The 25,664-nt window shown below is 71.3% G+C and carries 28 protein-coding genes; 11 read left to right on the top strand and 17 right to left on the bottom strand.

The window, feature by feature from the left end; genetic code table 11:
• Nucleotides 1-154: 154 nt before the first annotated feature.
• The 4 genes from ACWDY5_RS11935 to ACWDY5_RS11920 all read right to left on the bottom strand — a co-directional run bounded on the left by ACWDY5_RS11935 (nucleotide 155) and on the right by ACWDY5_RS11920 (nucleotide 4,767).
• Nucleotides 155-1,591, bottom strand: a complete 1,437-nt coding sequence (locus ACWDY5_RS11935) for an MBOAT family O-acyltransferase (RefSeq protein WP_449722216.1) — start codon at nucleotides 1,589-1,591, stop codon at nucleotides 155-157.
• A gap of 59 nt (nucleotides 1,592-1,650) precedes the next feature.
• Nucleotides 1,651-2,616, bottom strand: coding sequence for a 23S rRNA (guanosine(2251)-2'-O)-methyltransferase RlmB (gene rlmB / locus ACWDY5_RS11930; protein ID WP_449722215.1), 966 nt, complete (start codon nucleotides 2,614-2,616; stop codon nucleotides 1,651-1,653).
• Between the two features lie 4 nt (nucleotides 2,617-2,620).
• Nucleotides 2,621-4,012 carry a cysteine--tRNA ligase gene (gene cysS, locus ACWDY5_RS11925; RefSeq protein WP_449722214.1) on the bottom strand — a complete coding sequence of 464 codons (1,392 nt, stop codon included), beginning with the start codon at nucleotides 4,010-4,012 and terminating at the stop codon, nucleotides 2,621-2,623.
• Between the two features lie 83 nt (nucleotides 4,013-4,095).
• Entirely contained in the window at nucleotides 4,096-4,767 is a 672-nt protein-coding gene (locus ACWDY5_RS11920; protein WP_449722213.1) for an HAD family hydrolase, read from the bottom strand.
• Nucleotides 4,768-4,869: 102 nt separating this feature from the next.
• Here ACWDY5_RS11920 and ACWDY5_RS11915 point away from each other — a divergent pair, with 102 nt between their 5' ends.
• Entirely contained in the window at nucleotides 4,870-5,010 is a 141-nt protein-coding gene (locus tag ACWDY5_RS11915) for a hypothetical protein (protein ID WP_449722212.1), read from the top strand.
• Here the strand turns inward: ACWDY5_RS11915 and ACWDY5_RS11910 are convergent.
• Nucleotides 4,953-6,275, bottom strand: a complete 1,323-nt coding sequence (locus ACWDY5_RS11910; protein ID WP_449722211.1) for an MFS transporter — start codon at nucleotides 6,273-6,275, stop codon at nucleotides 4,953-4,955. The genes ACWDY5_RS11915 and ACWDY5_RS11910 overlap by 58 nt on opposite strands.
• A gap of 91 nt (nucleotides 6,276-6,366) precedes the next feature.
• Here ACWDY5_RS11910 and ACWDY5_RS11905 point away from each other — a divergent pair, with 91 nt between their 5' ends.
• The gene (locus tag ACWDY5_RS11905; RefSeq protein WP_449722210.1) at nucleotides 6,367-6,804 is read left to right on the top strand and encodes a hypothetical protein; all 438 of its coding nucleotides are present in this window, start codon (nucleotides 6,367-6,369) and stop codon (nucleotides 6,802-6,804) included.
• Nucleotides 6,805-6,828: 24 nt separating this feature from the next.
• Here ACWDY5_RS11905 and ACWDY5_RS11900 read toward each other — a convergent pair whose 3' ends face one another.
• Nucleotides 6,829-7,206 (bottom strand): VOC family protein, encoded by a 378-nt coding sequence (locus ACWDY5_RS11900; RefSeq protein ID WP_449722209.1) that lies wholly within the window; start codon nucleotides 7,204-7,206, stop codon nucleotides 6,829-6,831.
• Between the two features lie 325 nt (nucleotides 7,207-7,531).
• On the opposite strand from ACWDY5_RS11900, the gene ACWDY5_RS11895 reads away from it, so the two are divergent.
• Nucleotides 7,532-7,738, top strand: coding sequence for a hypothetical protein (locus tag ACWDY5_RS11895; protein ID WP_449722208.1), 207 nt, complete (start codon nucleotides 7,532-7,534; stop codon nucleotides 7,736-7,738).
• 43 nt (nucleotides 7,739-7,781) lie between these two features.
• Here the strand turns inward: ACWDY5_RS11895 and ispF are convergent, their stop codons facing one another.
• Genes ispF through ACWDY5_RS11880 form a run of 3 tightly spaced genes read right to left on the bottom strand, consistent with a single transcriptional unit; the run spans nucleotide 7,782 to nucleotide 9,482 of the window.
• Nucleotides 7,782-8,255 carry a 2-C-methyl-D-erythritol 2,4-cyclodiphosphate synthase gene (gene ispF, locus ACWDY5_RS11890; protein ID WP_449722207.1) on the bottom strand — a complete coding sequence of 158 codons (474 nt, stop codon included), beginning with the start codon at nucleotides 8,253-8,255 and terminating at the stop codon, nucleotides 7,782-7,784.
• The gene (gene ispD, locus ACWDY5_RS11885) at nucleotides 8,252-8,965 is read right to left on the bottom strand and encodes a 2-C-methyl-D-erythritol 4-phosphate cytidylyltransferase (RefSeq protein ID WP_449722206.1); all 714 of its coding nucleotides are present in this window, start codon (nucleotides 8,963-8,965) and stop codon (nucleotides 8,252-8,254) included. The genes ispF and ispD overlap by 4 nt, the downstream gene beginning before the upstream one ends.
• 28 nt (nucleotides 8,966-8,993) lie before the next feature.
• Nucleotides 8,994-9,482 (bottom strand): CarD family transcriptional regulator, encoded by a 489-nt coding sequence (locus tag ACWDY5_RS11880; protein ID WP_065915127.1) that lies wholly within the window; start codon nucleotides 9,480-9,482, stop codon nucleotides 8,994-8,996.
• Between the two features lie 342 nt (nucleotides 9,483-9,824).
• On the opposite strand from ACWDY5_RS11880, the gene ACWDY5_RS11875 reads away from it, so the two are divergent.
• A complete protein-coding gene (locus ACWDY5_RS11875; protein WP_449722205.1) occupies nucleotides 9,825-10,514 on the top strand; it encodes a hypothetical protein in 690 nt (229 codons plus the stop codon).
• A 37-nt stretch (nucleotides 10,515-10,551) separates the two neighbouring features.
• Entirely contained in the window at nucleotides 10,552-11,928 is a 1,377-nt protein-coding gene (gene radA, locus ACWDY5_RS11870) for a DNA repair protein RadA (protein ID WP_449722204.1), read from the top strand.
• A gap of 181 nt (nucleotides 11,929-12,109) precedes the next feature.
• On the opposite strand, the gene ACWDY5_RS11865 is transcribed toward radA, so the two are convergent.
• Together ACWDY5_RS11865 and ACWDY5_RS11860 are read right to left on the bottom strand one after the other, a co-directional pair.
• Nucleotides 12,110-13,201 (bottom strand): CU044_5270 family protein, encoded by a 1,092-nt coding sequence (locus ACWDY5_RS11865; RefSeq protein WP_449722203.1) that lies wholly within the window; start codon nucleotides 13,199-13,201, stop codon nucleotides 12,110-12,112.
• The gene (locus ACWDY5_RS11860; protein WP_283662645.1) at nucleotides 13,198-13,788 is read right to left on the bottom strand and encodes an RNA polymerase sigma factor; all 591 of its coding nucleotides are present in this window, start codon (nucleotides 13,786-13,788) and stop codon (nucleotides 13,198-13,200) included. The genes ACWDY5_RS11865 and ACWDY5_RS11860 overlap by 4 nt, the downstream gene beginning before the upstream one ends.
• Nucleotides 13,789-13,884: 96 nt before the next feature.
• On the opposite strand from ACWDY5_RS11860, the gene disA reads away from it, so the two are divergent.
• Nucleotides 13,885-14,964 carry a DNA integrity scanning diadenylate cyclase DisA gene (gene disA / locus ACWDY5_RS11855; RefSeq protein WP_449722202.1) on the top strand — a complete coding sequence of 360 codons (1,080 nt, stop codon included), beginning with the start codon at nucleotides 13,885-13,887 and terminating at the stop codon, nucleotides 14,962-14,964.
• Here disA and ACWDY5_RS11850 read toward each other — a convergent pair whose 3' ends face one another.
• On the bottom strand, nucleotides 14,965-15,657 hold the full coding sequence (locus ACWDY5_RS11850) for a DUF4232 domain-containing protein (protein ID WP_449722201.1): 693 nt from the start codon (nucleotides 15,655-15,657) through the stop codon (nucleotides 14,965-14,967).
• Nucleotides 15,658-15,829: 172 nt separating this feature from the next.
• Here ACWDY5_RS11850 and ACWDY5_RS11845 point away from each other — a divergent pair, with 172 nt between their 5' ends.
• Nucleotides 15,830-16,321 carry a beta-class carbonic anhydrase gene (locus ACWDY5_RS11845; protein WP_449722200.1) on the top strand — a complete coding sequence of 164 codons (492 nt, stop codon included), beginning with the start codon at nucleotides 15,830-15,832 and terminating at the stop codon, nucleotides 16,319-16,321.
• Here the strand turns inward: ACWDY5_RS11845 and ACWDY5_RS11840 are convergent.
• Nucleotides 16,318-17,736, bottom strand: coding sequence for a short-chain fatty acid transporter (locus ACWDY5_RS11840; protein ID WP_449722199.1), 1,419 nt, complete (start codon nucleotides 17,734-17,736; stop codon nucleotides 16,318-16,320). The two genes, ACWDY5_RS11845 and ACWDY5_RS11840, sit on opposite strands and share 4 nt — an antisense overlap.
• Nucleotides 17,737-17,778: 42 nt before the next feature.
• On the opposite strand from ACWDY5_RS11840, the gene ACWDY5_RS11835 reads away from it, so the two are divergent.
• Nucleotides 17,779-18,666, top strand: coding sequence for an A/G-specific adenine glycosylase (locus tag ACWDY5_RS11835; RefSeq protein ID WP_449722198.1), 888 nt, complete (start codon nucleotides 17,779-17,781; stop codon nucleotides 18,664-18,666).
• A 10-nt stretch (nucleotides 18,667-18,676) separates the two neighbouring features.
• On the opposite strand, the gene ACWDY5_RS11830 is transcribed toward ACWDY5_RS11835, so the two are convergent.
• Complete coding sequence (locus tag ACWDY5_RS11830; protein WP_449722197.1) at nucleotides 18,677-19,048, bottom strand: DoxX family protein; 372 nt, start codon at nucleotides 19,046-19,048, stop codon at nucleotides 18,677-18,679.
• 45 nt (nucleotides 19,049-19,093) lie between these two features.
• Between ACWDY5_RS11830 and ACWDY5_RS11825 the strand changes: the two genes are divergently transcribed.
• Entirely contained in the window at nucleotides 19,094-19,621 is a 528-nt protein-coding gene (locus ACWDY5_RS11825; protein ID WP_449722196.1) for a 2'-5' RNA ligase family protein, read from the top strand.
• Here ACWDY5_RS11825 and ACWDY5_RS11820 read toward each other — a convergent pair.
• Nucleotides 19,618-20,388 carry an alpha/beta fold hydrolase gene (locus ACWDY5_RS11820; RefSeq protein ID WP_449722195.1) on the bottom strand — a complete coding sequence of 257 codons (771 nt, stop codon included), beginning with the start codon at nucleotides 20,386-20,388 and terminating at the stop codon, nucleotides 19,618-19,620. The two genes, ACWDY5_RS11825 and ACWDY5_RS11820, sit on opposite strands and share 4 nt — an antisense overlap.
• A 186-nt stretch (nucleotides 20,389-20,574) precedes the next feature.
• Here ACWDY5_RS11820 and ACWDY5_RS11815 point away from each other — a divergent pair, with 186 nt between their 5' ends.
• On the top strand, nucleotides 20,575-20,889 hold the full coding sequence (locus tag ACWDY5_RS11815; protein ID WP_252483105.1) for an antibiotic biosynthesis monooxygenase family protein: 315 nt from the start codon (nucleotides 20,575-20,577) through the stop codon (nucleotides 20,887-20,889).
• Nucleotides 20,864-21,697: an SIR2 family NAD-dependent protein deacylase gene (locus ACWDY5_RS11810; protein ID WP_449722194.1), complete on the top strand. Its 834-nt coding sequence runs from the start codon at nucleotides 20,864-20,866 to the stop codon at nucleotides 21,695-21,697. The genes ACWDY5_RS11815 and ACWDY5_RS11810 overlap by 26 nt, the downstream gene beginning before the upstream one ends.
• Here ACWDY5_RS11810 and ACWDY5_RS11805 read toward each other — a convergent pair.
• Together ACWDY5_RS11805 and ACWDY5_RS11800 are read right to left on the bottom strand one after the other, a co-directional pair.
• Entirely contained in the window at nucleotides 21,694-22,755 is a 1,062-nt protein-coding gene (locus tag ACWDY5_RS11805) for an endonuclease/exonuclease/phosphatase family protein (RefSeq protein WP_449722193.1), read from the bottom strand. The two genes, ACWDY5_RS11810 and ACWDY5_RS11805, sit on opposite strands and share 4 nt — an antisense overlap.
• Nucleotides 22,756-22,848: 93 nt before the next feature.
• On the bottom strand, nucleotides 22,849-25,401 hold the full coding sequence (locus tag ACWDY5_RS11800; protein WP_283662633.1) for an ATP-dependent Clp protease ATP-binding subunit: 2,553 nt from the start codon (nucleotides 25,399-25,401) through the stop codon (nucleotides 22,849-22,851).
• Between the last annotated feature and the right edge of the window lie 263 nt (nucleotides 25,402-25,664).

The following is a 25,664-nucleotide window of genomic DNA, read 5'->3' as shown; positions in this document are numbered from 1 at the left end:
CCCAGCGCCGAATGGTATAGACCATTGAACGATTCAGCACAGTTGCCAACGTTGCTCGTGGCAGAGGTCACCAGGGCTCTGACCTGCACTCACCCAATCAGCGCAAGTAACGGGCCGGATCCGGACAGCGCGCGGTGTTCCCGCTCACGCCCGCTCAGAACTGGTAGTACAGGAACGGGGAGAAGGTGCCGGTGGCGACCAGGATCGCGGAGTAGGCCAGGCCGACGGTCATCACGGTCATCCGCAGCGCGGTGGCCGGGGGCGTGCGGACCGATTCCAGGTACGGGCCGGCCGGCTGGGCGGGCAGGAAGATGATCAGCAGCGCGAGCAGCAGCAGGATCAGGCGCTGGTTGGTCAAGGCGGCCGCGACGCTGTCGGTGAGCCCGGTGAAGTCGGGCAGGAACATGTTGCCCAGCATGGTGAACGCGTTGCCCAGGGTGCTCGACTTGAAGAACACCCAGCCGATGATCACCAGCAGCAGGGTCAGCGCGCGGCGGCCGACATAGGACCCGGTGGTCGTCGGCGGGCGGTCCCAGCGGCGGGCGCGCTCGATCACCAGCAGGACGCCGTGGTAGATGCCCCACACCAGGTAGGTCCAGTTCGCGCCGTGCCAGAAACCGGTCAGCACGAACACGATGGCCAGGTTGCGGTAGGTCTTGCCGGTGCCGTGCCGGTTGCCGCCCAGCGGGATGTAGACGTAGTCGCGGAACCAGCGGGACAGCGACATGTGCCAGCGGCGCCAGAACTCGGTCACGGTCACCGAGGAGTACGGGCGGGCGAAGTTCTCCGGCAGCCGGAAGCCGAGCATGCGGCCCAGGCCGATGGCCATGTCGGAGTAGCCGGAGAAGTCGAAGTACAGCTGGAGGGTGAACCCGAGCGCGCCGAGCCAGGCCACCGCGAAGGTCATCTTGTCCGGCGGGGTGGCGAAACAGGCGTCCACCATCGGCGCCAGCGAGTCCGCGATCACGACCTTCTTGGTCAGGCCGAGGGCGAAGCGCGGGAAGCCGCTGGCGATGTCGTCCAGCCGGTGCGAGCGCAGCTGCGGGAGCTGGTCGGAGATCTCCCGGTAGCGCACGATCGGGCCCGCGGCCAGCTGCGGGAACATCGCGATGTAGGTGACGAAGGAGACCGGGTTGCGCAGCGCGGGCCGCTCACCCCGGTAGATGTCCACCACGTAGGAGATGTGGTGGAAGGTGAAGAAGGAGATGCCGATCACCAGCGCCAGGTGGGTGACCGGGAAGTCACCGCCGAACAGGCCGGCGATCGCGTCCAGCTGCTCGGTGGCGAAGCCGAGGTACTTCCACACCAGCAAAATCGCCACGTCGAAGCAGATCACGCCGATCAGCAGCTGCCTGCGCCGCTTGGCCACCGGCTCCGGCTCGAACTCCTTGGGCTCCAGGTGCGGCCCGGCCAGGAAGTTGACCACGATGCAGGTCAGCAGCAGCAGCGTGGACCCGCCGGCCCCGGTGGCGTAGAAGACCAGGCTGGCGACCGCGATCACACCGTTGCGCCAGGTCCTGGGCAGCACGAGCAGTGCCGCCAGGGTGAGCGGCATGAAGTACCACAGGAACAGCGGGCTGACGAAGGACATCTCTACCTCGGGTCACGGTCCAGCCCGCTGACCCTATCGGAGCAACCAGGTCCGGATGGTCAGATCCGGCTAGCCACCCGGCGGCGGCGCGCGACCTCGGCCAGCACCACCCCGGCGGCCACCGAGGCGTTCAGCGAGTCCACCCCCGGCGCCATCGGAATGCCGATGGTGGCGTCGCAGTGCTTCTTCACCAGCTGGGACAGGCCCCGGCCCTCGGAGCCGACCACGACCACCAGCGGACCGGTGGCCAGTTCCAGCTCGTCGATGCTCATGGTCGCGTCGGCGTCCAGGCCGACCACCATCAGCCCCGCGCTGGCCCAGTCCTTGAGCGTGCGGTTGAGGTTGGTGGCGATGGCCACCGGCAGCCGGGCCGCGGTGCCCGCGCTGGTCCGCCAGGCCACCGCGGTCATGCTCGCGCTGCGCCGCTGCGGCACCACCACGCCGTGCGCGCCGAAGGCGGCCGCGGAGCGGATCACCGCACCCAGGTTGCGCGGGTCGGTCACCCCGTCCAGGGCCACCAGCAGCGGCGGCTGGCCGGAGTTGCGGCCGATCTCCAGCAGGTCGTCGGGGTGGCTGTAGCTGAACGGCGGCACCTGCAGGGACAGGCCCTGGTGCATCGCGCCGCCGGTGAGCTTGTCCAGCTCCGGCCGGGAGACCTCCAGCACCGAGACGCCCCGGTCGGCGGCCATCCGCACCGCCTCGGTCACCCGCTCGTCGGTGTCGATGCCCAGCGCCACGTACAGCGCGGTGGCCGGCACGCCGGCGCGCAGGCACTCCACCACCGGGTTGCGCCCGGCCACGTACTCGGAGTTGGTCGCCTCGCCCTTGCGGCGGGCCCTGGCCTGCTCGGCCTTGGTGGCCGCGGCGGCCTTGCGCGCGGCCGGGTGATGCGCCCGCTCGGTGGCCTTGGGCGTGGGGCCCTTGCCCTGCAAGCCCTTCTTCCGCTGGCCACCGGAGCCGACCACGGCGCCCTTCTTGGTGCCAGGATTGCGCATGGCACCTTTGCGCCTGGAGTTACCGGCCATTTCCTCAGCAGTCCTTCAATGTCCATAGTGGACCGGAGGCGGTGTCCTCTACCGCCACTCCGGCCGCGAGCAGGCGGTCGCGCAACAGGTCCGCCGTGGCGAAGTCCTTGTTCGCGCGGGCCTTCTGCCGCTCTTCCAACAGTCCCTCGACCAGCGAGGTCAGCGCGGCGCGGGAGCCTTCGTCCACAGTGGACGCGACCTCCCACCGCTCCGACAGCGGGTCGAGGCCGAGCAGGCCGGTCATCGCGCGCACCGAGGCGGCGATCTCCCTTGCCTTGTCGTCCTCACCGGCATCCAGCGCGGCATTGCCGTCGCGCACGCTGGTGTGCACCGCGGCGATGGCCGCGGGGGTGGCCAGGTCCTCGTCCATCGCGGCGATGAACTCGCCGGTCAGCCCCTCCGCGCAGACCGAGCCGGTGCGCTGCACCACCCGGCGCAGGAAGCCCTCGATCCGCCGGTACCCGGACACCGCGTCGTGCAGCGCGGGCTCGGAGTACTCGATGGTGGACCGGTAGTGCGGGGTGACCAGGTAGTAGCGCAGCTCGGGCGCGCGCACCCGGTGCAGCATCTCCGGAATCGTCACCGTGTTGCCGAGCGACTTCGACATCTTCTCGCCGCTCATGGTCACCCAGGCGTTGTGCATCCAGTACTGGGCGAAGCCGTCCCCGGCCGCCCGCGACTGGGCCTGCTCGTTCTCGTGGTGCGGGAAGACCAGGTCCACCCCGCCGCCGTGGATGTCGAACTGGGGCCCGAGGTAGGCGGTGACCATGGCCGAGCACTCCAGGTGCCAGCCGGGCCTGCCGGGGCCCCACGGCGTCGGCCAGGACGGCTCGCCGGGCTTGGCGGCCTTCCACAGCGTGAAGTCGCGCGGGTCCCGCTTGCCGGTGGCCGCGGACTCACCCTGCTGCACCTCGTCCAGCTTCTGCCCGGACAGCGCCCCGTACTCGGGGTAGGAGGCGACCGCGAAGTAGACGTCGCCGTCGGCGGCGTAGGCGTGGCCGCGCTCGATCAGCCGCTGCATCAGCTCGATCATCTGCGGCACGTGCCCGGTGGCGCGCGGCTCGACCGAGGCGGGCAGGCAGCCCAGCGCGTCGTAGGCGGAGATGAAGGCGCGCTCGTGCGTGGCCGCCCACTCCCACCAGGGCCTGCCGTGCTCGGCGGCCTTGGCCAGGATCTTGTCGTCGATGTCGGTGACGTTGCGCACCAGCGTGACGTCGGCCCCGTCCCGGGCCAGCCAGCGGCGCAGCACGTCGAAGTTCAGCCCGCTGCGCACGTGCCCGATGTGCGGCACGCCCTGCACGGTGGCCCCACAGACGTAGATCGACGCAGCCCCAGACCGGAGCGGGTGGAATTCCCGCATGCTCCTGGTAGCGGTGTCATGAAGTCGCAGAGCCACCCGTCAAGGGTACGGGTTCGGCGGGCGTGCTATTGACCAGCCCACCCACCCGGTTTTCAGTTTCCGCCGCTCGGCCGTCTGACCTACGCCGGAAGCAGGCCGTGTGCCCGCAGCGCCGAGCGCAGCGCGTCCGGGCGTTCGGCCGTGGGCAGCGGCGGCACCAGCGCGAAGGCGCAGCCGATGGCCAGCGCGCCGCCGTCGGCCTCCTGGCTGTCCCCGACCATGAGCACCTCGGCCGGGTCCAGCCCGATCCGCGCGCAGGCGGTGCGGAACAGTTCGGGGTCCGGCTTGACCCGCCCCTCCACGTAGGAGAGGACGTAGGTGTCCGGCAGCTCGGCCACCCCGTGCTCGGCGAAGACCGCGCGGATATCCCAGGCGATGTTGCTCAGCACCCCGACCGGCGTGCCCGCCGCCTTCAGCTCCGCCAGCACCCCGGCGGTGTCCGGGTAGGGCCGCCAGCCCGAGGGCTCCAGCAGCCGGTCGTAGATCTTGCCAGCCAGCGCCTCGTCCGCCGCGCCGATGTTGCGCAGCGCGGTGATGTGCACCTGGCGGTGCCGGTCCGGGTCGAGGTCGCGCTGTTCCCAGGCCTCGTGCAGGTCCTCGGGCAGCCAGTCCGGCCGCCCGGTGGGCGCGGTGAGCCGGCGCAGCAGCTCCGCGGCCGCAGCGTCGTCCATCAGGCCGTCCAGCCAGTCGTCCCCCAGTTCGAGGCGGAACAACGTGCCGGAGAAGTCGAAGAGCACTCCGCGAATGGTCACGGGCCCGACGTTAACCCAGTGACGGAACCGTGATCACACCTTCGTGGCGAAACGAACAGCGGCCATCCCCGATCTCACCAGCGACACCAAGGAGGCCACCGGATGAACACCGTCCACAAAGGACTGACCAGGCACCTGCTCGCCCTCGCCCTCGGCGCGCTGCTGGCCGCGGGCGCGAGCCTGGCCTACCCGGTCGCCGCCGAGCCCCCGCCGGCCCCGGTGGCCGAACCGCTCACCCGGTGAAGGTCCACGTCGCGGGTCTCCGGCAGCCCCAGCACGCACAGCAGGCTGAGCACCGCGGCCGCCGCGACGTAGATCCCCACCGCTCCCGGCCCGTAGTCCGCGGCCAGCGCGGCCGCCACCGTCGGCGCGAGCGCGCCACCGGCCACCCCACCGAGGTTGTAGGCGAAGGACGATGCGGAGTAGCGGAACCTGGTGTCGAACAGCTCGGGCAGGAACGCGCCGAGCGGACCGTAGACCAGACCCATGGCCCCCAGTGCGAGTGCCAGCGCCACGCCGGCCAGGACCACACTCCCGCTGCCCAGCAGTGGGAACAGCAGCAGCCCGGCGACCACCGAGAACAGCGTGCCGAAGATCAGCACCGGCTTGCGGCCATAGGCGTCGGCAGCCCTGGACGCCACGATCGTGCCCACGGCGAGGGCCCAGATGGTGATGATCGAGAGGATCAGCATGGTGTTGCGCGAGTACCCCAGCGTGGTCGTGCCGTAGGAGAGCACGAAGGTGGTCGAGGTGTAGAAGAGCACGTAGCAGACCACGATCACGCCACCACCCAGCAGCAGCCGCTTCGGCGCCTGCCGGAACATCTCCACCAGCGGCATCGAGGCCCGTTCCTGCTTTTCCACCAGCTCGGTGAACACCGGCGTCTCGGCGATCCGCAACCGCACGAACAGCCCGACCACCACCAGCACCGCCGAGGCCAGGAACGGCACCCGCCAGCCCCACTCCCGGAACGCCGCGTCGTCCAGCACCGCCGAGAGCAGCAGGAACGACCCACTGGCGGCGAAGAACCCGACCGAAGGCCCCAGCTGCGGGAACGCCGCGTACCAGCCCCGCTTGCCCTTGGGCGCGTGCTCGGTGGCCAGCAAGGCGGCCCCGCCCCACTCCCCGCCGAGCCCCAGCCCCTGCAGGAACCGCAACACCACCAGCAGCACCGGCGCCAGGATGCCGATCTGCGCCGCCCCCGGCAGCAACCCGATCCCCACCGTGGCCAGCCCCATCGTCAGCAGCGAGGCGACCAGCATCGACTTCCGCCCGACCCGGTCCCCGAAGTGCCCGAACAGCAGCGACCCCAGCGGCCGCGCGATGAAGGCCACCGCGAAGGTGGAGAACGCGGCCAGCGTGCCCACCACCGGGGACAGGTCGGGGAAGAAGGTCGAGTTGAGCACCAGCGCGGCCGCGGTGCCGTAGATGTAGAAGTCGTAGAACTCGATCGCGGTGCCGATGAAGCTGGCCACCGCGATCCGGGTCATCCCGTTTGAGCTGGTCACGCGGGCAGCCTGAGCCACCGCCCGGTGATCGTCAATCCTTCGATCGACCAGTCGGCACTGGTCACTCTTTGCGGTTGTTCGACTACCACGGGTGAGTGATCTGACGCCCGGCCCGGATGCGCCGTGCGGGGTGCCGTGGGAAGCCTGGGGGCGAAGATCCTGCTACCGCAAGGAGTTGACCGCTATGCGCCGCCGCACCGCCACCACTCTGCTCGCCGGTATCGCCGCACTGATGCTGGTCCTGCCCGGGACCGCCTTCGCGGCCGAGGGCGAGTTCAGCTACCGCTACTACGACGAGGACGGCGACCTCCAGGTGGGCTCGCTGGTCGACCCGCCGAGCGGGGAGTGCATCGAGATCCCGGAGGTCGCCGACTGGGACACCTCCGCGTTCCGGCCGCGCAACAACACGAACTCGCGGGCCGTGGTCTTCAAGGACAGCGAATGCGAGGGCGATGCCTACTTCTCGCTGCGCCCCAACGGCGGCCACGGCTCGGACCGGCTGCTGCTCCGGTCAGTGGTCTTCAGCTAGGCGAGCCCAGGACGCGCCCGCCGGTCAGTGCGTGAACAGGCAGAACGGGTGCCCCACCGGGTCGAGGTAGACGCGGACGTGGTCCTGCGGCTGGAAGTCGGCTGGGGTCGCGCCCGCGGCTTCGGCGTGGGCACAGGCGGCGGGCAGGTCGGGGACCTGGAAGTCCAGGTGGATCATCATGCCCTGGGCCGTCGGGCTGGTCGGCCAGGTGGGGCGGTGGTAGTTCGGCTCGGTCTGGAAGGACAGGCCGGGGCCGCCATCGGGTGGACTGATCTTGACCCAGTCCGCCTCGTCCTGGACCACCTCCCAGCCGAGCAGGCGGCGGTAGAAGGTGGCCAGGCTCCTGGGGTCCGGGGCGTCCAGGACGACGCCGGAGAGGGTCAGGTCGGGTTGTGCGGACATCGGGCCTCCCGTGACGATGAACACGCTCCGTGTTGACTGGGGTGCCCGGTCACTTGGACTGATGAACCTCCCGCCTTACTGGCCAGTAAGCGGTAATCACACGGACAGTAGTTCGATCAACACGGTGTGCCGATGGACACACCGGTTCAGCTAACAGTCCGATAAAGGCTTTGGATACATCCTTCCCTGTTCAATCACGGAGCGAGACCTTCGATACGAGGGATGCTCCGAAAGAGTGGTGTGATCGGGGAAGGGGCGCGACATGGTGAACGCTCTGCTACCACTTTTCGTGATTCTGCCTGTGCTGCTGAGCATTGTGGATCTCGTGTGGCATTCGAAGAAGCTGCGCGCGAACCTGGCTCGGCGGCAGGCGCGGAAGGCCACCAGGGAGATCAGGGAACGTCGGCTACCGGCGCCGAGGGCGTGCCGGGCGGCGGCCACCGCGCGGCGGATCCAGCAAGCCAGGCTGCCGGTCAACCGAGGAGTCCTGATCACCACGCGCGCCGCGTCCGGGGTCTCCGCCGGGCTGTAGCGCGTTGAGATAACTCACACCAGCGGGAACGCCCAGCGCCGCCTCAGGCGCGGTAGATCAGCGCCGTGGCCACCGCGGCCACACCCTCGCCGCGACCGGTCAGGCCGAGGCCGTCGGTGGTGGTGCCGGAGACCGCGACGTCGCCGCCCGCGGCCTCGGAGAGCACCTTCTGCGCCTCGTCCCTGCGCTTGCCGATCCGCGGCGCGTTGCCGATGACCTGCACCACCGCGTTGCCCAGCTGCCAGCCGTCCTCGGCCAGCAGGTCCCGGACGTGCGCGAGCAGCTCGACCCCGTGCGCGCCGGACCAGCGCGGGTCGCCGGTGCCGAACACCGCGCCCAGGTCGCCCTTGCCGGCGGCGGAGAGCAGCGCGTCGCACAGCGCGTGCGCGGCCACATCGCCGTCGGAGTGACCGGCGCAGCCGTCCACCCCTTCCCAGAGCAGACCGGCCATCCAGCAGTCCCGGCCGGGCTCGATCGGGTGCACATCGGTGCCGACTCCGACACGCGGCGGGATCACGCCTGGCCCTCCACAGCTGGGGATCGCGCGGCCAGCAGGGCACTGGCCACGGTGAGGTCGAACGGGGTGGTGACCTTCATCGCATCGGCGTGGCCGAGCACGGTGTGCACCGGGATGCCGATGCGCTCGACCAGGCCTGCGTCGTCAGTGGCGGCCACACCGTCGGCCAGCGCGGCCTCGTGGGCCCTGCGCAGCACGTCGACGGCGAAACCTTGGGGAGTCTGCACGGCACGCAGCGTGGTGCGGTCCGGCGTGGCGCGAACCACACCGTCGGCGTCCACCTGCTTGATCGTGTCGGCCACCGGCAGGGCCGGGATGACCGCGGGGGCGCCTGCCCGCACGGCGGCGACCACGGAGGCGGTCAGCCCAGGCGGGGTGAAGGCGCGGGCCGCGTCGTGCACCAGCACGACCTCGGCATCGGGGACGATCTCCAGCGCGGCGTCCAGGGCCAGCTTGACCGACTCGGAACGCTCGGCGCCACCGATGACGACGTGCACCGCCGCACCGACCGAGGCCAGTGCGGCGGTCACGACGTCAACTTCGGACCGTGGTGCGGCGACGACGACCTGCTGGACACAGCCCGATCGCCACAGACCACGTACCGCGTGCACCAATAACGGCTCGCCGCCGACTTCGACGAGGGCCTTCGGCACACCGGCACCGAGCCGCTCACCTCGCCCGGCAGCGGGCACGAGCGCGACAACACTCATGGCAGCGGCGGTGTCTTCTCTCGACTTGTCAGGAGGCGGTGGCGAGGACTTCGTCGAGGAGAACCTCGGCCTTGTCCTCGTCAGTGCCTTCGGCCAGGGCCAGCTCGCTCACCAGTATTTGCCGAGCCTTGGCCAACATGCGCTTCTCACCAGCGGACAGGCCGCGGTCCTTCTCCCGTCGCCAGAGATCGCGCACCACTTCGGCAACCTTGTTCACATCGCCGGAGGCGAGCTTCTCAAGGTTGGCCTTGTACCGCCGAGACCAGTTGGTCGGTTCTTCGGTGTGCGGAGCACGCAGCACCTCGAAGACCCGATCCAGACCTTCCTGACCGACAACGTCCCGCACGCCGACGATCTCGGCGTTGTCCGCGGGCACCCGGACGGTGAGGTCTCCTTGCGCGACCTTGAGGACGAGGTACTTCTTCTCCTCGCCCTTGATCACGCGGGTCTCAATTGCTTCGATGAGAGCGGCACCGTGGTGCGGGTAGACGACGGTCTCTCCGACCTTGAAAACCATGTGTCCTCTGCCCCTTTCGCTGCCCCCATCCTAACACGTCCGGCCATCTCCGCTCGACCCCCCGGCGATCTGTAAGCGCAGGTCAGCGGCCACGGGAGGGGTTGACAAACCGGAGCGGGACATGCTTCCCCCGGTCAGCGCGGGGCAAGGCCGGGTCCACAGTGGACTTTTGATCTCCGCGAAACTCTGGGGCACGGCGAAATGGCCTACGCCGTATTGCCGCGAACAGGTGATCATCAATACCGGCCCGGCGCGGGGCACCAGGTGCCACCCGCGCGGGCGCGCTTGGTTAGGCTGCGGCCGAGGAGTTCACCAGGTACTCCAGGGAAGGATCGGCGCACTGTGAGCCGTGTAGAGCAGAAGGCAGTCCGTGCCCGCCTGGTCCCGGCGGCGCTGGGCCTGGGTATCGCGCTGGCCGTGACCGGCTGTGGCGCTGGCATGCAGTCGCAGACCGCGATCCAGGTCGCCGCGGTGAACGGGGCCAGCGGCAAGGTCGGGGCCATCGAACTGCGTGATGCCCAGTTCGCCTTCCCGGCGCAGCACAAGTACCCGGCCAAGAGCAACCCCTCCCTGCTGGTCAGCCTGATCAACAGCGGCGCGCACGACGACCAGCTGGTCTCCGTCACCAGCGACGCCACCAGCGCGCCGGCCGAGGTCAAGGGCGGCAGCACGATCCCGGCCGGCTTCGTGCTGCGTGCCGAGGCCAACGAGGCCGAGCACGGCACCGCGAGCAGCGGCTCCACCACGCCGACCAGCACCACCGGCGCCACCCCGGCCTCCGGCGCCGCCACCTCGACCTCGGCCACGCCGCCGAGCACCTCGGCCGCGGACACCAGCAAGCTCAAGGTCGGCTCGGTGATGATCACCCTGGTCGGCCTCAAGCGCGAGCTGTGGCCCGGCCAGACCATCCCGGTGACCTTCTCCTTCGCCAAGGCCGGTTCGGTCACCCTGCAGGTGCCGATCGCCGCGGACGAGGAGCCCCGTACGGCCGAGCCCACCACCGGCGGACACGGCGGCTCCGGCGGCCACTGACCCGCTGACTGTCGGACCGAGGCCCTAGGTTCGGCTCGTGTCGAAGAACGTGCGCACGGCCCGTCCCGGTTACCGCTGTGCCGAGTGCGGCAACGAGGTGGCCAAGTGGGTGGGCCGCTGCCCGGAATGCCAGGCCTGGGGCACGGTCGAGGAGAAGGGCGCGGTCAAGCCCGCCCTCGCCAAGATCACCGCGGGCGCGGTGTCCGCGCCTGCCCGGCCGATCGGCGAGGTGGACATCGAGGCCGCCCGCGCGGTCTCCACCGGGGTCAGCGAGCTGGACCGGGTGCTCGGCGGCGGGGTGGTGCCCGGCGCGGTGATCCTGCTGGCCGGTGAGCCCGGCGTCGGCAAGTCCACCCTGCTGCTGGAGGTCGCGCACCGCTGGGCGGCGTCGCAGGGCAACGGGCGCTCGCTCTACATCACTGGCGAGGAGTCGGCCGGTCAGGTGCGGCTGCGCGCCGAGCGGACCGGGAACCTGCACGGCGAGATGTACCTGGCCGCCGAGGGCGAGCTGTCCGCGGTGCTGGGCCACGTGCAGGCGGTGCGGCCGGGGCTGCTGATCGTGGACTCGGTGCAGACCGTCCAGTCCGCCGCGATCGACGGCACCCCCGGCGGGGTGACCCAGGTGCGCGCGGTGGCCTCCGCGCTGATCGCGGTGGCCAAGGAGAACAACCTGCCGGTGCTGCTGGTCGGCCACGTCACCAAGGACGGCTCGATCGCCGGGCCCAGGGTGCTGGAGCACCTGGTGGACGTGGTGCTGCACTTCGAGGGCGACCGGCATTCCACCCTGCGGCTGGTCCGAGGGGTGAAGAACCGCTACGGCCCCGCCGACGAAGTGGGCTGCTTCGAGCTGCGGGACGACGGGATCGTCGGCGTGGCCGACCCCTCCGGCCTGTTCCTCAACCAGCGTGAGGTCGGCGTGCCCGGCACCGCGGTGACGGTGATCGTGGAGGGCAAGCGGCCGCTGCTGGGCGAGGTGCAGGCGCTGGTCGCGGCGACCAACCTGCCCGCGCCCCGGCGCGCGGTGAGCGGGCTGGACTCGGCACGGGTGGCCATGGTGCTGGCCGTGCTGGAGCGGCGCGGCCGGGTGCGCCTCGGCGACAAGGACGTGTTCACCGCGACCGTCGGCGGCATGCGGGTGCTGGAGCCCGCCGCGGACCTGGCGGTGGCGCTCGCGGTGGCCTCGGCCGCGCGCGACGTGGCGCTGCCGCCGACCATGATCGCGCTCGGCGAGGTCGGCCTGGCCGGTGAGGTGCGGCGGGTGGCCGGGGCCGGGCGGCGGCTGGCCGAGGCGGCCAGGATGGGCTTCACGCACGCGCTGGTGCCGCCGGACTCCGGGCCGCTGCCCGCGGAGATCAAGGCGACCGTGGTGCCCGACCTGGGTTCCGCGCTGCGGGAGCTGCGTTCCGAGGGCTGAGAACGTGGAAAGGCCCGCACACCCCCGAGCGGTGTGCGGGCCCTCTTCCAGCAAGCACGGCCTGGACCCCGAATCCCGGCCGGCCACAACACTTGATTGCGTCCACTAACTCGATGGCCAAGTGAACGCGATAACAATACCCCCTCCCCCCTGGGGTCTGTCACGCGCGGTCACCCAACGCTCACCGGGACGGCGCAATGCCCGCCTGAGCTGCGACAGCGGTGCCGACGGTGCTGTGCGAGATGATCGTGCCCCTCGGAAAGTGCTCGCTGTCCTGCCGCACCACGGCGCGCTCGCCGAGGAACCGCCCGGAGGCGGGCTCGATGATGATCTCCGTGCTGCTCAGTTCGCCGGCGAGGCCCAGGGACACGCCGTGCCGCCCGCCGAGGTCGACCGCGCCGTCCTTGACCGTGATGCCAGGCAGCAGGCGCAGCGCCTGGTACAGCCGGTTGCGGACCTCGGTGCGCAGGCGGCCGGTGCGCAGCGCGGCACGGGCGTTCTCGAAGGCCCCGCTCTCGGCGAGCTCCGGTCGCAGGCCCGCGCGCAGCCGTTCGTAGAGCGCGGCCGGATCGGCGGGCAGCGCGTCCTGCCAGGCCTGGGTCGGGGTCTGCCAGCTGCCCTTGCGCTCCCGCTCGCGGACCACCTCCGGCGGGGTCACCGGGCACGGCGGCTGCCCGCACGCCGACAGCTCACCGGCGGCGTCGAACTCCCCGCGCGGCGCGCGCTTGTCCACCGGCTGCCCGACCGGGTCCAGCGGCAGCCCGGCGGCCCGGTACTCGGCCTCGGTGACGCCAAGGGTCCACTGCCGGTTGCCGGTCAGCCGTTCCCTGCGCACCCACTCGGCGTTCTCGTCGAACGGGATCCAGGTCTCCCGGAGGGTCTCCTCCAGGTAGCTGTAGGTCTTGTCCGCGTGCACCGTGCTGGCCGAGTCCCAGGAGCGGGCGACCACGTACCGGTATTCACCCGGGCGCAGCGGGCGGTCGCCGTCCGCGCCCTTGGCCGCGGTGGCCAGCACGTCCCTGGCGTCGGCGGTCGCGCCGCCGGTGGTGAAGGTCTGCGCCAGCAGCGCGCCGGTGGTGACCACGGCGACCGCGGCCGCCGCGACCAGCCAGCGGCGCGCGGCAAGGCGCGGCCGGACCGCTGGCGTCTCCGCCGCGGTCAGCAGGCGTGCCCTGGCCGCGGCCAGGGCTTCCGGGTCAGGAGAAACCTCGGGGTGCAGCGCGGCCAGTGCGGCGTCCAGCTCGTCCTCGCGCCACACGCGGTGCTCGGTCATCGGGGGTCCTCCTTGCCGTGGTCAGGGGCGTGCGCGCGCAGTTCGCGCCGGACGCGGTGCAGCCGGGAGCGGACGGTGCCGACCGGGATGTCCAGGGCCTCGGCCACCTCGGTGGAGTCCAGGCCGGCCCAGGAGGTCAGCAGCAGCACGTCCCGGTCGCCGGGGGCCAGCCCGGCCAGCGCGGCGGCCAGGCCGAGGGTGGCGGCCTCCGCGTCCACCATGGCCGCGACCCGGCCGTCGTGGCCGTCCTCGGGCCGCTGCCGGGCCGCGGCGCGGGCGGTGGCCTGGTAGCCGCGGACCTCGGCGCGCAGGTGGCCGCGCAGCAGGTTGGTGGCGATCCCGTACAGCCAGGAGCGCACCGCGGCCCGCGCCGGGTCGTAGCTGTGCCTGCGCTGCAGCGCGACCAGGAAGGTCTCGCTGACCAGGTCGTCGGCCGCGCCGGCGCCCACCCGGCGGGCCAGGTAGCGGTGCAGCGCGGCGGCGTGCGCGTCGAACAGCGACCCGAACACGGCGGCCGGTTGCGGACACGACAGGTCGGGGCGCTCGGCCTCGGCAGGGGGCGGCGCCCCGGGGCGGCGTTCGGTCATCGTCCTCACAACCAGTGTTGTCCGCCGGGAGTCGAGGCGTTCACGCGTTCGTGGCCGAACGTAGACTCCGGTGTCGGATCGGGCAGGAGGGACATCGTGAGCGAGCGGACGCAGTCGGAGCTGGTGTGGGCCACCCTGGCCCGGCTCGCGCCCGGCACGGCGCTGCGGGACGGCCTGGAGCGGATCCTGCGCGGCCGCACCGGCGGGCTGATCGTGCTCGGCCACGACGAGGCGGTGGAGTCGATCTGCGACGGCGGCTTCCGGCTGGACGTGGAGTTCAGCGCCACCCGGTTACGCGAACTGTCCAAAATGGACGGCGCGATGGTGCTGTCCACCGAGGCGGACCGGATCCTGCGCGCCAACGTGCAGCTGGTGCCGGACCCGACCATCCCGACCGAGGAGTCCGGCACCCGGCACCGCACCGCGGAGCGCACCGCGATCCAGACCGGGCACCCGGTGGTCTCGGTGAGCCAGTCGATGAGCATCGTCAGCGTGTACGTGGACGGGCGCAGGCACGTGCTGACCGACTCGGCCACCATCCTGTCGCGGGCCAACCAGGCACTGTCCACTTTGGAGCGTTACAAGTCCAGGCTGGACGAGGTGGCGCAGGCGCTGTCCGCGCTGGAGATCGAGGACTTCGTCACGCTCAAGGACGCGATGACCGTGGTGCAGCGGCTGGAGATGGTGCAGCGCATCGCGGACGAGATCGGCTGGCACGTGGTCGAGCTGGGCGCGGACGGCCGGTTGATAGAGCTCCAGCTGGACGAGCTGGTCGGCGGGGTCGAGCTGGACCGCGAGCTGGTGATCCGGGACTACCTGGTGGACGAGCCCGGCGCGCCGAGCGCGGACCAGGTGGTCGCGGCGCTGGACGCGCTGGACGGCACCGAGCTGCTGAACGTGGCCGCGATCGCCGCCGCCTTCGGCTTCCCCGCCGGCCCTGAGTCGCTGGACGGCCAGGTCAGCCCGCGCGGCTACCGGCTGCTGGCCAGGGTGCCCCGGCTGCCCGCGCCGGTGCAGCACCGGCTGGTGGAGCACTTCGGCTCGCTGCAGGCGCTGCTCGCGGCCACCGCGGACGACCTGCAGACCGTGGACGGCGTCGGCGACACCAGGGCGCGGATGGTCCGCGAGGGGCTGTCCAGGCTGGCCGAGTCCTCGATCGTGGACCGCTACGGCTGATCAGCGCAGCCGGAACGGGGTCGGCGCGCTGGCCAGGTCGTCGACCTTGGCCACCACCGAGTAGTCCCCGGCCGGCAGCGTCTTGCGCTTGCCCGCGCAGTTCGGCGCCGAGGTGCGGCCGTGCCAGGCCAGCCGGAACACCGCGGTGCCGCCGGGCTCCAGGGTGCGCAGGTCGGGGTTGCGGCCGGGATAGCAGTCGTTGCTGGACCAGAGCCGGGCGCCGTCCTGGCCCAGCACCAGGATCTCCTGCACCTTCGGGTCCAGCTCACGGGTGCACGGCACCGGGCCTGTGTTGGTCACCACCAGGCGGAACTCCGGCCGCTGGCCCACCCGGTACTCGGGCGCGCCGACCTCGGCGACCACCTTGGTGACCTCGTTCGGACAAGGCTGCGGCGGCCCTGGCGGCGGTGGCGGGGGCGGCGGCGGGGGCTCCGCTGAGGGGGGCGGGGCCGCACTGCTCGGCGGCGGCGCGGCCACCGGGCTGCTCGGCGCGGAGGAACCCGGCGTGGCGATGCCCCGCGCGGAGGCCGCGGCGCGCAGTTCGGCCAGCTCGCGCTCGGTGTCGTCGCTGCCGCCGAAGGCGAGGCCGACGGCCCACACCCCGAGGAGTAAGACGAGCACGAACGCGCCAAGGGCTACCGCGCGCCGGCGCCAGTACACCGACGGCGGGTGAGGTCCCACCGGATCGAGCACAAGCAGACGGTAACGCCCCGGTTGCTCCAAATGACGTAATTCACCGTTCCGCCGTTTGGCGTGTTGCGTGCGCAACCAACGTCCGGCCGATCGCGTGAGTTTGCTCAAAGTCATCTTGCCGGTTCGCCCGGCTCGGGTTTCCATCAACACAGCCGCAGCTGAGGGGAGTGTCATGACCGCGATCGACGAACTGCTCCAGCGCAACGCCGTGGCAGGCGAACTGGGCCACCCGGAGATTCCCTCTCCGAAGCCCTCCCTGCACCTGGCGATCGTGACCTGCATGGATGCCCGGATCAAGGTGTTCGACGTGTTCGGCCTCCGGCACGGCGAGGCGCACATCATGCGCAACGCCGGCGGCGTGGTCACCGACGACATGATCCGCTCGCTGACCATCTCCCAGCGCAAGCTGGAGACCCGCGAGATCATCGTCATGCAGCACACCAGCTGTGGCCTGATGACCTTCACCGAGGACGAGTTCAAGGACGAGCTGGAGCAGGAGACCGGCCTGCGCCCGCCGTGGGCCCTGGAAGCCTTCCGCGAGGTCAAGGACAGCGTCCGGCAGTCGGTGCAGCGCGTGCGCCGCAGCCCGTTCCTTGAGCACACCGAGCACGTGCGCGGGTTCGTCTACGACGTGGCCACCGCACTGCTGCACGAGGTGATCTAGGGGAAGGTCAGGGTCCGCGCGAACAGGGTGACCACGATCAGCACGGTCGGGAAGCAGACCAGGAACATCGCGAACGTGTAGCCCATGATGTCGCGGGCCTTGAGCCCGAGCACGGCCAGCGTCGGCAGCATCCAGAACGGCTGGAGCAGGTTGGCGCTGGCCTCGCCGAGGTCGTAGACCACCACCATCCAGCCCTGGTGCACCTGGAGCTGGTTGGCCGCGTCCAGCACGTACGGCGCCTCGATCACCCACTTGCTGCCGCCGCTGGGCACGAACACGCCCAGCACGCAGGAGTAGATCGCGATCAGCGCCGGGTAGAGCGCCGGGTTGGAGATGTCCACCAGCCAGCCCGCGATCGCCCCGGACAGGCCAGTGAAAGCGATCATGCCGAAGATGCCGCCGTAGAGCGGGAACTGCAGCAGCACCCCGGCCGCGGCCGGCGCGCCCGCGCGCACCGCGGCGACCAGGCGGTGCGGCCGCCAGTGCAGGATCAGCGCGAGCAGCAGCAGGACCAGGTTGATGGTGTTGAGGTCCAGCGCGTTCAGCGGGCTGCCGGTGGCGTTGACGAAGTGCCGGACCAGGTACCAGGCGCCCAGGGCGAACAGCAGCACGGAGAACACCGGGCTGCGCTCCAGCCAGTCGCCGGGACGGCCCTTCGGCTCCGGTTCGGCCGGGCCGACCAGCGGTCGCAGCTCGATGCCCAGGTCGGCGGCGGTCTTGGCGCGCTCGCCGGACGGCGCGATCACCGCCGCGGTGACCACGGCGACCACGAACACGATCAGCGTGGCCACGATGCCCTGCCACAGGAAGATCGTCTCGGTGAGCGGGATCAGCCCGGACCCGCGCTCCGCCTTGATCACCTCCTGCACCGCCTTGGGGCTGGAGTCCGCGCTGGCCACCTGGAGCGCGGCCGAGCCGGACAGGCCCTGCGCCCACACCGTGCCCAGGCCGAGGAAGGCCATCGCGCCCAGCGCCCGGTAGTCCACCCCGCGCACCAGCCTGGCGATCTCCTTGGCCAGGATCGCGGTGAAGATCAGGCTGAACGCCCAGTTCAGGTACGAGGTGAGCATGGAGGCGGCGGCGGTGAAGGTGATCGCCGCGCGCGGGGTCTTCGGGATCCTCGCCAGCCAGGCGATCACCTTGGCCACCGGCCGGGCGGTGGCCAGCGCGTACCCGCCGATGATGATCATGGCCATCTGCAGGGTGAAGGTGACCAGGCTCCACACGCCCTTGCCCCAGGCGTCCACCATGGTGGTCAGCCCCTGGCCGGTGGCCAGGCCGAGCAGCAGCACCAGGAAGGTGCCGACGAGCACGAAGCCGAAGGCGTCCGGCAGCCAGCGTTCGGTGAACGCGGTGAACCGCAACGCGATCCGGGCCGCCAGGTTGTCCTGGGGCGGGGCTGGGCGGGTGGCCATGTTTCCTCCGCGGGCGGGGTGGGTGCGAGGATTGTGCACGCTATGGCGACTGTTGTTTCCCTGGATCCGGACACGCTTGTCGGCTGGTTCGACCGTGTCGCCCGTGACCTGCCCTGGCGGGACCCCGATTGCACCGGCTGGGGGGTGCTGGTCAGCGAGATCATGTTGCAGCAGACCCCGGTCGCGCGGGTGGAGCCGATCTGGCGCGAGTGGCTGGCGCGCTGGCCGACGCCCTCGGCGCTGGCCGCGGCGAGCCAGGGCGAGGTGCTGCGGGCCTGGGGCAAGCTGGGCTACCCGCGCCGGGCGCTGCGGCTGCACGCGGCGGCCACCGCGATCGCGGCCGAGCACGGCGACGTGGTGCCCTCGGACGTGGACACCCTGCTGGCGCTGCCCGGCATCGGCGCCTACACCGCGCGGGCGGTGGCGGCCTTCGCCTACGGCCAGCGCTGCCCGGTGGTGGACACCAACGTGCGCCGGGTGGTGGCCAGGGCGGTGCACGGGGCAGGCGACGCCGGTCCGCCCTCGACCACCAGGGACATGGCCGATGTCGAGGCGCTGCTGCCGAGCGACCCGGCACGGGCCGCGCGGTACTCGGCGGCGCTGATGGAGCTGGGCGCGGTGGTGTGCACCGCGCGCTCGCCCCGCTGCGCGGACTGCCCGGTCTACGCCGACTGCGCCTGGCAGCGGGCCGGGCGACCGGCGTACGCGGGCCCGGCCAAGGTGGTGCAGAAGTTCGCCGGCACCGACCGGCAGGTGCGCGGCCGGCTGCTGGACGTGCTGCGCGGCGCGCCGGGCCCGGTGCCGAGGGCGGCACTGGACGCGGCGTGGGACGAGGCAGGGCAGCGGGACCGGTGCCTGCACTCGCTGCTGGTGGACGGGCTGGTGGAGCAGACCGACGACGGGCTGTTCGGGCTACCCGGCGAGGCCTAGCGGCGTTTGCTCAGAGCGGGTACGGGCCGAACCGGCCCCAGGCGATGACCACGGCCAGCACCAGGAAGATCGCGGACGGCGGGAGCTGGCCGTACTCCTTGCGCCGCACGTGCACGATCACCGCGCCCAGCATGGTGATCGCCAGGCCGAGGGCGGCGATCGGGACCAGCACCGGCGCGATGCCGGTGACCGCGGGCAGGATCAGGCCGAGCGCGCCGAGCACCTCCACCGCGCCGATGACGCGGAACATGCCGTCGGAGAAGTCCTCGGCCCAGCCCATCTTGTCGAGCAGCTTCGCCCGGCCCTGGATGAGTTTGGCGGCGCCCGCGCCGAGCATGGCGGCGGCGAGCACGATCTGCAGGATCCACAGCACGGTGTTCATAGCGGCTCCAGGTGGGCCAGGTGCACGGACTAGCGTGCTGCGATTGTGGCGGACGCACTGGAGATGTTCTTCGATCCCGAGGCCGACACGGCGGTGCGCGGGCTGTGGCGCCGGCTGGAGGCGGCCGGGGTGCCCAGCCTGGCCACGCTGAGCCACCGCGCGCACCAGCCGCACATCTCGCTCGCGGTGGCCGCGCAGATCCCGGCCAGGGCCAGGGCGGAGCTGCGCGCGGACCTGGCGCTGCTGTCCATGCCCGGCCTCTGGCTGCACAACGTCGGGGCCTTCGCCACCAGCGAGAACGTGCTGATGCTGGCCGCGGTGGTGGACGCCGAGCTGCTCGCGGTGCACTCGGCCGTGCACGACGTGCTGGCCGGCCGGGTCAAGCATCCCTCGGCCTACTACCTGCCCGGTTCCTGGGTGCCGCACTGCACGCTGGCCCAGGGCGTCACCGGCGCGGAGCTGGCCGCCGGGTTCGCCGCGGTGCACCCGTACCAGCCGATCCGGGCGGGCGTGTCCGCGATCGGCGTGGTGGACACGCGCACCGGCGCGGTCGACGAGCTGTGGTCCGCTTAGCGGCCCAGGACCTCGCTGACAAAGGCTTCCACCGCGCCCCGGTACTGCTCGGGGGTCTCGTAGTGCACGACGTGGCCAGCGCCCTTGGCCAGGAAGTAGCGGCCGTCCCCGGCCCGCCGGGCCACCTCGGCGATCTGGCCGGGCGGCATCGCCGAGTGCTCGGCCTCGATGGCCAGCAGCGGGCAGCGCACCGCCTCGACGAAGGACCAGTACTCCCGCTCGCCCCACTCCCCCGCGATCTCGTAGAGGTCCTCCAGGTCGGCGGTGAGCCGGTAGCCGTCCGCGGTCTCCTCGAAGCACTCGATGAAGTAGTCGCCGACCTCGGTCCGGTCCGCGCCGAAGAAGGCGCGCACCGCGGCCAGCGAGGCGAACGGCACCGGCCAGGCGGCGAACCAGTCCCGCCACACCTCGACGGTCTTGCCGCGCTGGTCGGGGGCCATGTCCTCGGACACCACGGCCCGCACCAGCTCGGGATGCCTGGCCGCCAGCGCCCAGGCGTGCAGGCCGCCCATGGAGTGGCCGATCACGATCGCCGGCCCCAGGTCCAGCTCCCTGATCCGCGCGGCCGCGTCGTCGGCGAAGACCTCGGTGCGCCAGGGCTTGTCCCTGCTGGCGCGGCCGTGCGCGCGGGCGTCCAGGCCGACCACCCGGCCGTAGCGGCGCAGCCACTGGGCGGTGGACCACCAGGTGCTCGCCCGGCCCATCAGCCCGTGCAGCAACAGGATTCCCGGTCCCTCGCCGCCGAAGTCGACCACGCCATCGCGCATGCCAGCCAGGCTAGTGGTCCGGCTCGGAAGGGTGGCCTGATATCGGCCGTGCCACGGCGCGTCCGGCAAGGCGCCGGGGCACCCTCGTACTGGACCGTACGTGGGTGCCCCGGCAACGCCGCCGGTCGCGTCGTGGGGCGGTCGAGATCAGGCCACCCTTCCCAGCCGGACCACTAGGCTGGCCGCATGGCCGTTGTGAAGATCAATGCGATCGAGGTGCCGGACGGGTCCGGCGCGGAGCTGGAGAAGCGGTTCGCCGCCCGGCTGGGCGCGGTGGAGAAGGAGCCGGGCTTCCTCGGCTTCGAGCTGCTCCGCCCGAAGGCGGGCGAGGAGCGCTACTTCGTCTACACCCGCTGGGAGACCGAGGAGCACTTCCAGGCGTGGATGGGCGGTTCGGCCAAGGCCGCGCACGCCGGTGAGCGGGCCAAGCCGGTGGGCACCGGGTCCAGCCTGCTGGAGTTCGAGGTCGTGCTCAGTGCCGGACCCAGCACCGCGGACTGAGCTGGCGCGCGCCGCGGAGCTGCTCCGCGGCGCCGACGCCCTGCTGGTGTGTGCCGGCGCGGGCATGGGTGTGGACAGCGGCCTGCCGGACTTCCGCGGTGACGCGGGCTTCTGGCGGGCCTACCCGCCCTACGCCGCGCTCGGCCTGCGCTTCGCCGAACTGGCCGATCCGGTGCACTTCGCCGAGGACCCGGCGCTGGCCTGGGGCTTCTACGGGCACCGGCTGGCGCTGTACCGCTCGACCGTGCCGCACGCCGGGTTCGGCATCCTGCGCAAGTGGGGTGAGCGGCTGCCGCGCGGGCAGTGGGTGTTCACCTCCAACGTGGACGGGCAGTTCCAGTCAGCCGGGTTCGAGCGGGTGGCGGAGTGCCACGGCTCGATCCACCACCTCCAGTGCGCGGGCTCCTGCTCCGACGACATCTGGTCCGCCGACGGCTTGGCGGTGCAGATCGACCCGGACACCATGCGTGCGGTCGGCGAGCTGCCGAGCTGTCCCGGCTGCGGCGGGCTGGCCAGGCCCAACATCCTGATGTTCGGCGACTACGACTGGGTCGGCCACCGCAGCCAGGCCCAGCTGGACGCTTACACCGCCTGGCGGCGGGAGCTGCGCGGGGCGAACCTGGTGGTGGTCGAGATCGGCGCCGGGCAGGCCGTGCCCACCGTGCGCAGGCAGGCCGAGCTGGCCAGCGCGGCCGGTGGCGGGCTGGTCCGGATCAACCCGCGCGAGCCGGAGGTCCGGCACGGCCGAGGGGTCTCGCTGCCGCTGACCTGCCTGGACGCCCTCACCGAGCTGGACGCGCTGGTCTAGGGACCGGAGTTGGGCACGGTGAGGGTGGCCAGGATTGAGCGGTGGGCGCTGCCGGCCACGTCGAAGACGTCGAAGCGGTCCACCGGGCAGCGCTTGTCCACCAGCACGTGGTCCAGGGTCACCGGCGGCGGGAACGCGCCCCTGGCCGGCCAGGTGCTGGTCAGCCCGGCGCCGGCCTGGTCGGCGGCGTCCTGGTAGCCCTGGCCGAGCAGGCGGCGCAGCGGCGAGTGGTCCAGGGTGGCGTTGAAGTCACCGGCGAGCACCCTGGCCGGGCCCTCGGTGCGGGGTTCGGGCAGCGTGCCCAGGTCCAGCAGCCAGGACTCGGCGCCCTTCGGGCCTACCGGGTCCCTCGGGTGCACCGCCATGATCTCCAGGCCGCGCGGGCCCGGCAGGTTGACCAGCGCGGCGGGCTGGGCGTACGCCCCGGGCGCCGGGGTGCGGCCGAGCGCGATCCTGGTCAGCGGGTGCCGGGCGGCGATCCCGGTGCCGGTGGCGCCCGCGCCCGGCTCGAACACCCGGAACGGCAGCTCCTGGCCCAGGCCGGCCGCGTCCAGCGCGGCCACCGCCTCCGGGGTCAGCTCCTGCAGGCTGAGCACGTCGGCCTTGGCGCCCCTGGCCAGGTTGACCACGGTCGCGGCGTCCGCCCTGCCGAAGAACAGGTTCACCGACAGCACCCTGACCTGGGTGCCGACCGCGATCGGCCGGGCCTTCACGAACGCCCTGGGCAGCACGATCAGGCCGAGCAGCACGGTGCACAGCACCAGCACGATGGCCAGCAGCCAGCGCTTGAGCAGCAGCGCGAGCACCGCCAGCACCACGGCCGCCGGCAACGCGTACGGGGTCAGCGCGATCGCCGCGGCGGCGTGCTTCTGCTGGTCGAAACCCACCCCGCGCAGCGCGGTGAGCACCACCACCGGCGCGGCCACCAGCAACAGCAGCACCCCGGCGAGCTTGCCGCCCGGCCGCCGCCGCTTCGGCTCCGCCGGCTCCGGCGGCCGCGGCGGCGCGCCACGACGCCTCAGCGGCGTTGTGTCGGCCTCGATCCGCGAGTGGGTCACCCCACCAGAGTGCCTGAACATCCGGGCCGGGGCGGGGAAATGCGAAAGGGGCAGGTCACCGAAGTGGCCTGCCCCTCCCGGGTGGTGCGTTGGTCAGCCGTTGGTGCCGGTGCCCGCTTCGGGCTCGTCACCGGCCGGGCCGGCCAGGTCGACGGGCGGCGCGTCCGGCACGCGGGTCGGCTTGGCCTCGCCGCGGAAGACGAACTTCACCTTGTCGTCCGGACCCTCGCCGTCCCAGCCCTCGACATCGCAGATGATGATCTGCCCAGGCTGGATCTCGCCGAAGAGGATCTTCTCCGACAGCTGGTCCTCGATCTCGCGCTGGATCGTCCGGCGCAGCGGCCGGGCGCCGAGCACGGGGTCGAAGCCGCGCTTGGCCAGCAGCTTCTTCGCCACCGGGGTGAGCTCCAGCGACATGTCCTTGTTGCGCAGCTGGGTCTCCACCCGGTTGATCATCAGGTCGACCATCTTGATGATCTGTTCCTCGGTGAGCTGGTGGAAGACGATGATGTCGTCGATCCGGTTGAGGAACTCGGGGCGGAAGTGCTTCTTCAGCTCGTCGTTGACCTTCTGCTTCATCCGGTCGTAGTTCGAGCCGGCGCCGGTGTTGGCGGTGAAGCCGAGGCCGACGGCCTTGGAGATGTCCTGGGTGCCGAGGTTCGAGGTGAAGATGATCACGGTGTTCTTGAAGTCCACCGTGCGGCCCTGACCGTCGGTCAGGCGGCCGTCCTCGAGCACCTGGAGCAGCGTGTTGTAGACCTCCTGGTGCGCCTTCTCGATCTCGTCGAAGAGCACCACGGAGAACGGCTTGCGCCGCACCTTCTCGGTGAGCTGACCGCCCTCCTCGTAGCCGACGTACCCGGGGGGCGCGCCGAAGAGCCGCGAGGCGGTGTAGCGGTCGTGGAACTCGCCCATGTCGATCTGGATGAGCGCGTCGTCCTCGCCGAAGAGGAACTCGGCCAGCGCCTTGGACAGCTCGGTCTTACCCACACCGGAGGGACCGGCGAAGATGAACGAGCCGGACGGACGCTTCGGGTCCTTCAGACCGGCACGGGTGCGGCGGATCGCCTGCGAGACGGACTTGACCGCCTCGAACTGGCCGATGATCCGCTTGTGCAGCTCGTCCTCCATGCGGAGCAGACGCGAGGTCTCCTCCTCGGTGAGCTTGAAGACGGGGATGCCGGTCCAGTTCGCCAGCACCTCGGCGATCTGCTCCTCGTCGACCTCGGCGACGACGTCGAGGTCACCGGCCTTCCACTGCTTCTCCCGCTCGGCCTTCTGGCCCAGCAGCTGCTTCTCCGCGTCCCTGAGCTTGGCCGCGCGCTCGAAGTCCTGCGCGTCGATCGCGGACTCCTTGTCCCGGCGCACGTCGGCGATCTTCTCGTCGAACTCGCGCAGGTCCGGCGGCGCGGTCATCCGGCGGATCCGCATCCGGGCGCCGGCCTCGTCGATCAGGTCGATCGCCTTGTCCGGCAGGAAGCGGTCGTTGATGTAGCGGTCGGCCAGGGTGGCCGCCTGCACCAGCGCGCCGTCGGTGATGGAGACGCGGTGGTGCGCCTCGTACCGGTCGCGCAGACCCTTGAGGATCTCGATGGTGTGTTCCAGCGAGGGCTCGCCGACCTGGATCGGCTGGAAGCGCCGCTCCAGCGCGGGGTCCTTCTCGACGTGCTTGCGGTACTCGTCCAGCGTGGTGGCGCCGATGGTCTGCAGCTCACCGCGGGCGAGCATCGGCTTCAGAATGCTGGCCGCGTCGATCGCGCCCTCGGCGGCGCCAGCGCCGACCAGGGTGTGGATCTCGTCGATGAACAGGATGATGTCGCCGCGGGTGCGGATCTCCTTGAGCACCTTCTTCAGGCGCTCCTCGAAGTCACCGCGGTAGCGGGAACCGGCCACCAGCGAGCCGAGGTCGAGGGTGTAGAGCTGCTTGTCCTTGAGCGTCTCGGGCACCTCGCCCTTGACGATCCGCTGGGCAAGGCCCTCCACGACCGCGGTCTTGCCGACGCCGGGCTCACCGATGAGCACCGGGTTGTTCTTGGTGCGGCGGGACAGCACCTGCATGACCCGCTCGATCTCCTTCTCGCGCCCGATGACCGGGTCGAGCTTGCCCTCGCGGGCGGAGGAGGTGAGGTTGCGGCCGAACTGGTCCAGCACCAGCGAGGAGGACGGGGTGCCCTCGCCGCGGCCGCCGGACTCGGCGGGCTCCTTGCCCTGGTAGCCGGAGAGCAGCTGGAGCACCTGCTGCCGCACCCGGTTCAGGTCGGCGCCCAGCTTCACCAGGACCTGGGCGGCCACGCCCTCGCCCTCGCGAATCAGGCCGAGCAGGATGTGCTCGGTGCCGATGTAGTTGTGGCCGAGCTGGAGCGCCTCCCGCAGGGAGAGCTCGAGAACCTTCTTCGCCCTCGGCGTGAACGGGATGTGCCCGCTCGGCGCCTGCTGGCCCTGACCGATGATCTCTTCGACCTGCTGGCGCACGCCTTCAAGGGCGATGCCCAGCGACTCCAGCGCCTTGGCGGCGACACCCTCACCTTCGTGGATCAAGCCCAGAAGGATGTGCTCGGTGCCAATGTAGTTGTGGTTCAACATCCTGGCTTCCTCCTGGGCCAGGACAACCACCCGCCTCGCGCGGTCGGTAAACCTTTCGAACATTCGCACTCCCTGACTGCTGCGCCGGCGGCCCTCGACCCCAGTGTTCGCTCCCGGGTCGGCACCGTAGGGCCACTCTAGTCGGCCCGACTTCTTCCTTCCGTCCTCACACTCTCGCTACTGACCGACACAACGAGTGTGAGGTGGACACAATTCCACCGGATCGGCGGTGTCCGCTGAGCGCGAACAAACTGCCGTCTGGCGACCGGATCACCCCGATGGCGGAATACCTGATCACCCTAGGTTAGGTTAGGCAAGCCTGACCA

The organism is Crossiella sp. NPDC003009 (assembly GCF_053591555.1).
Note: the sequence above shows the minus strand (reverse complement) of the source record. Positions and strands in the feature narration are given on the sequence as shown.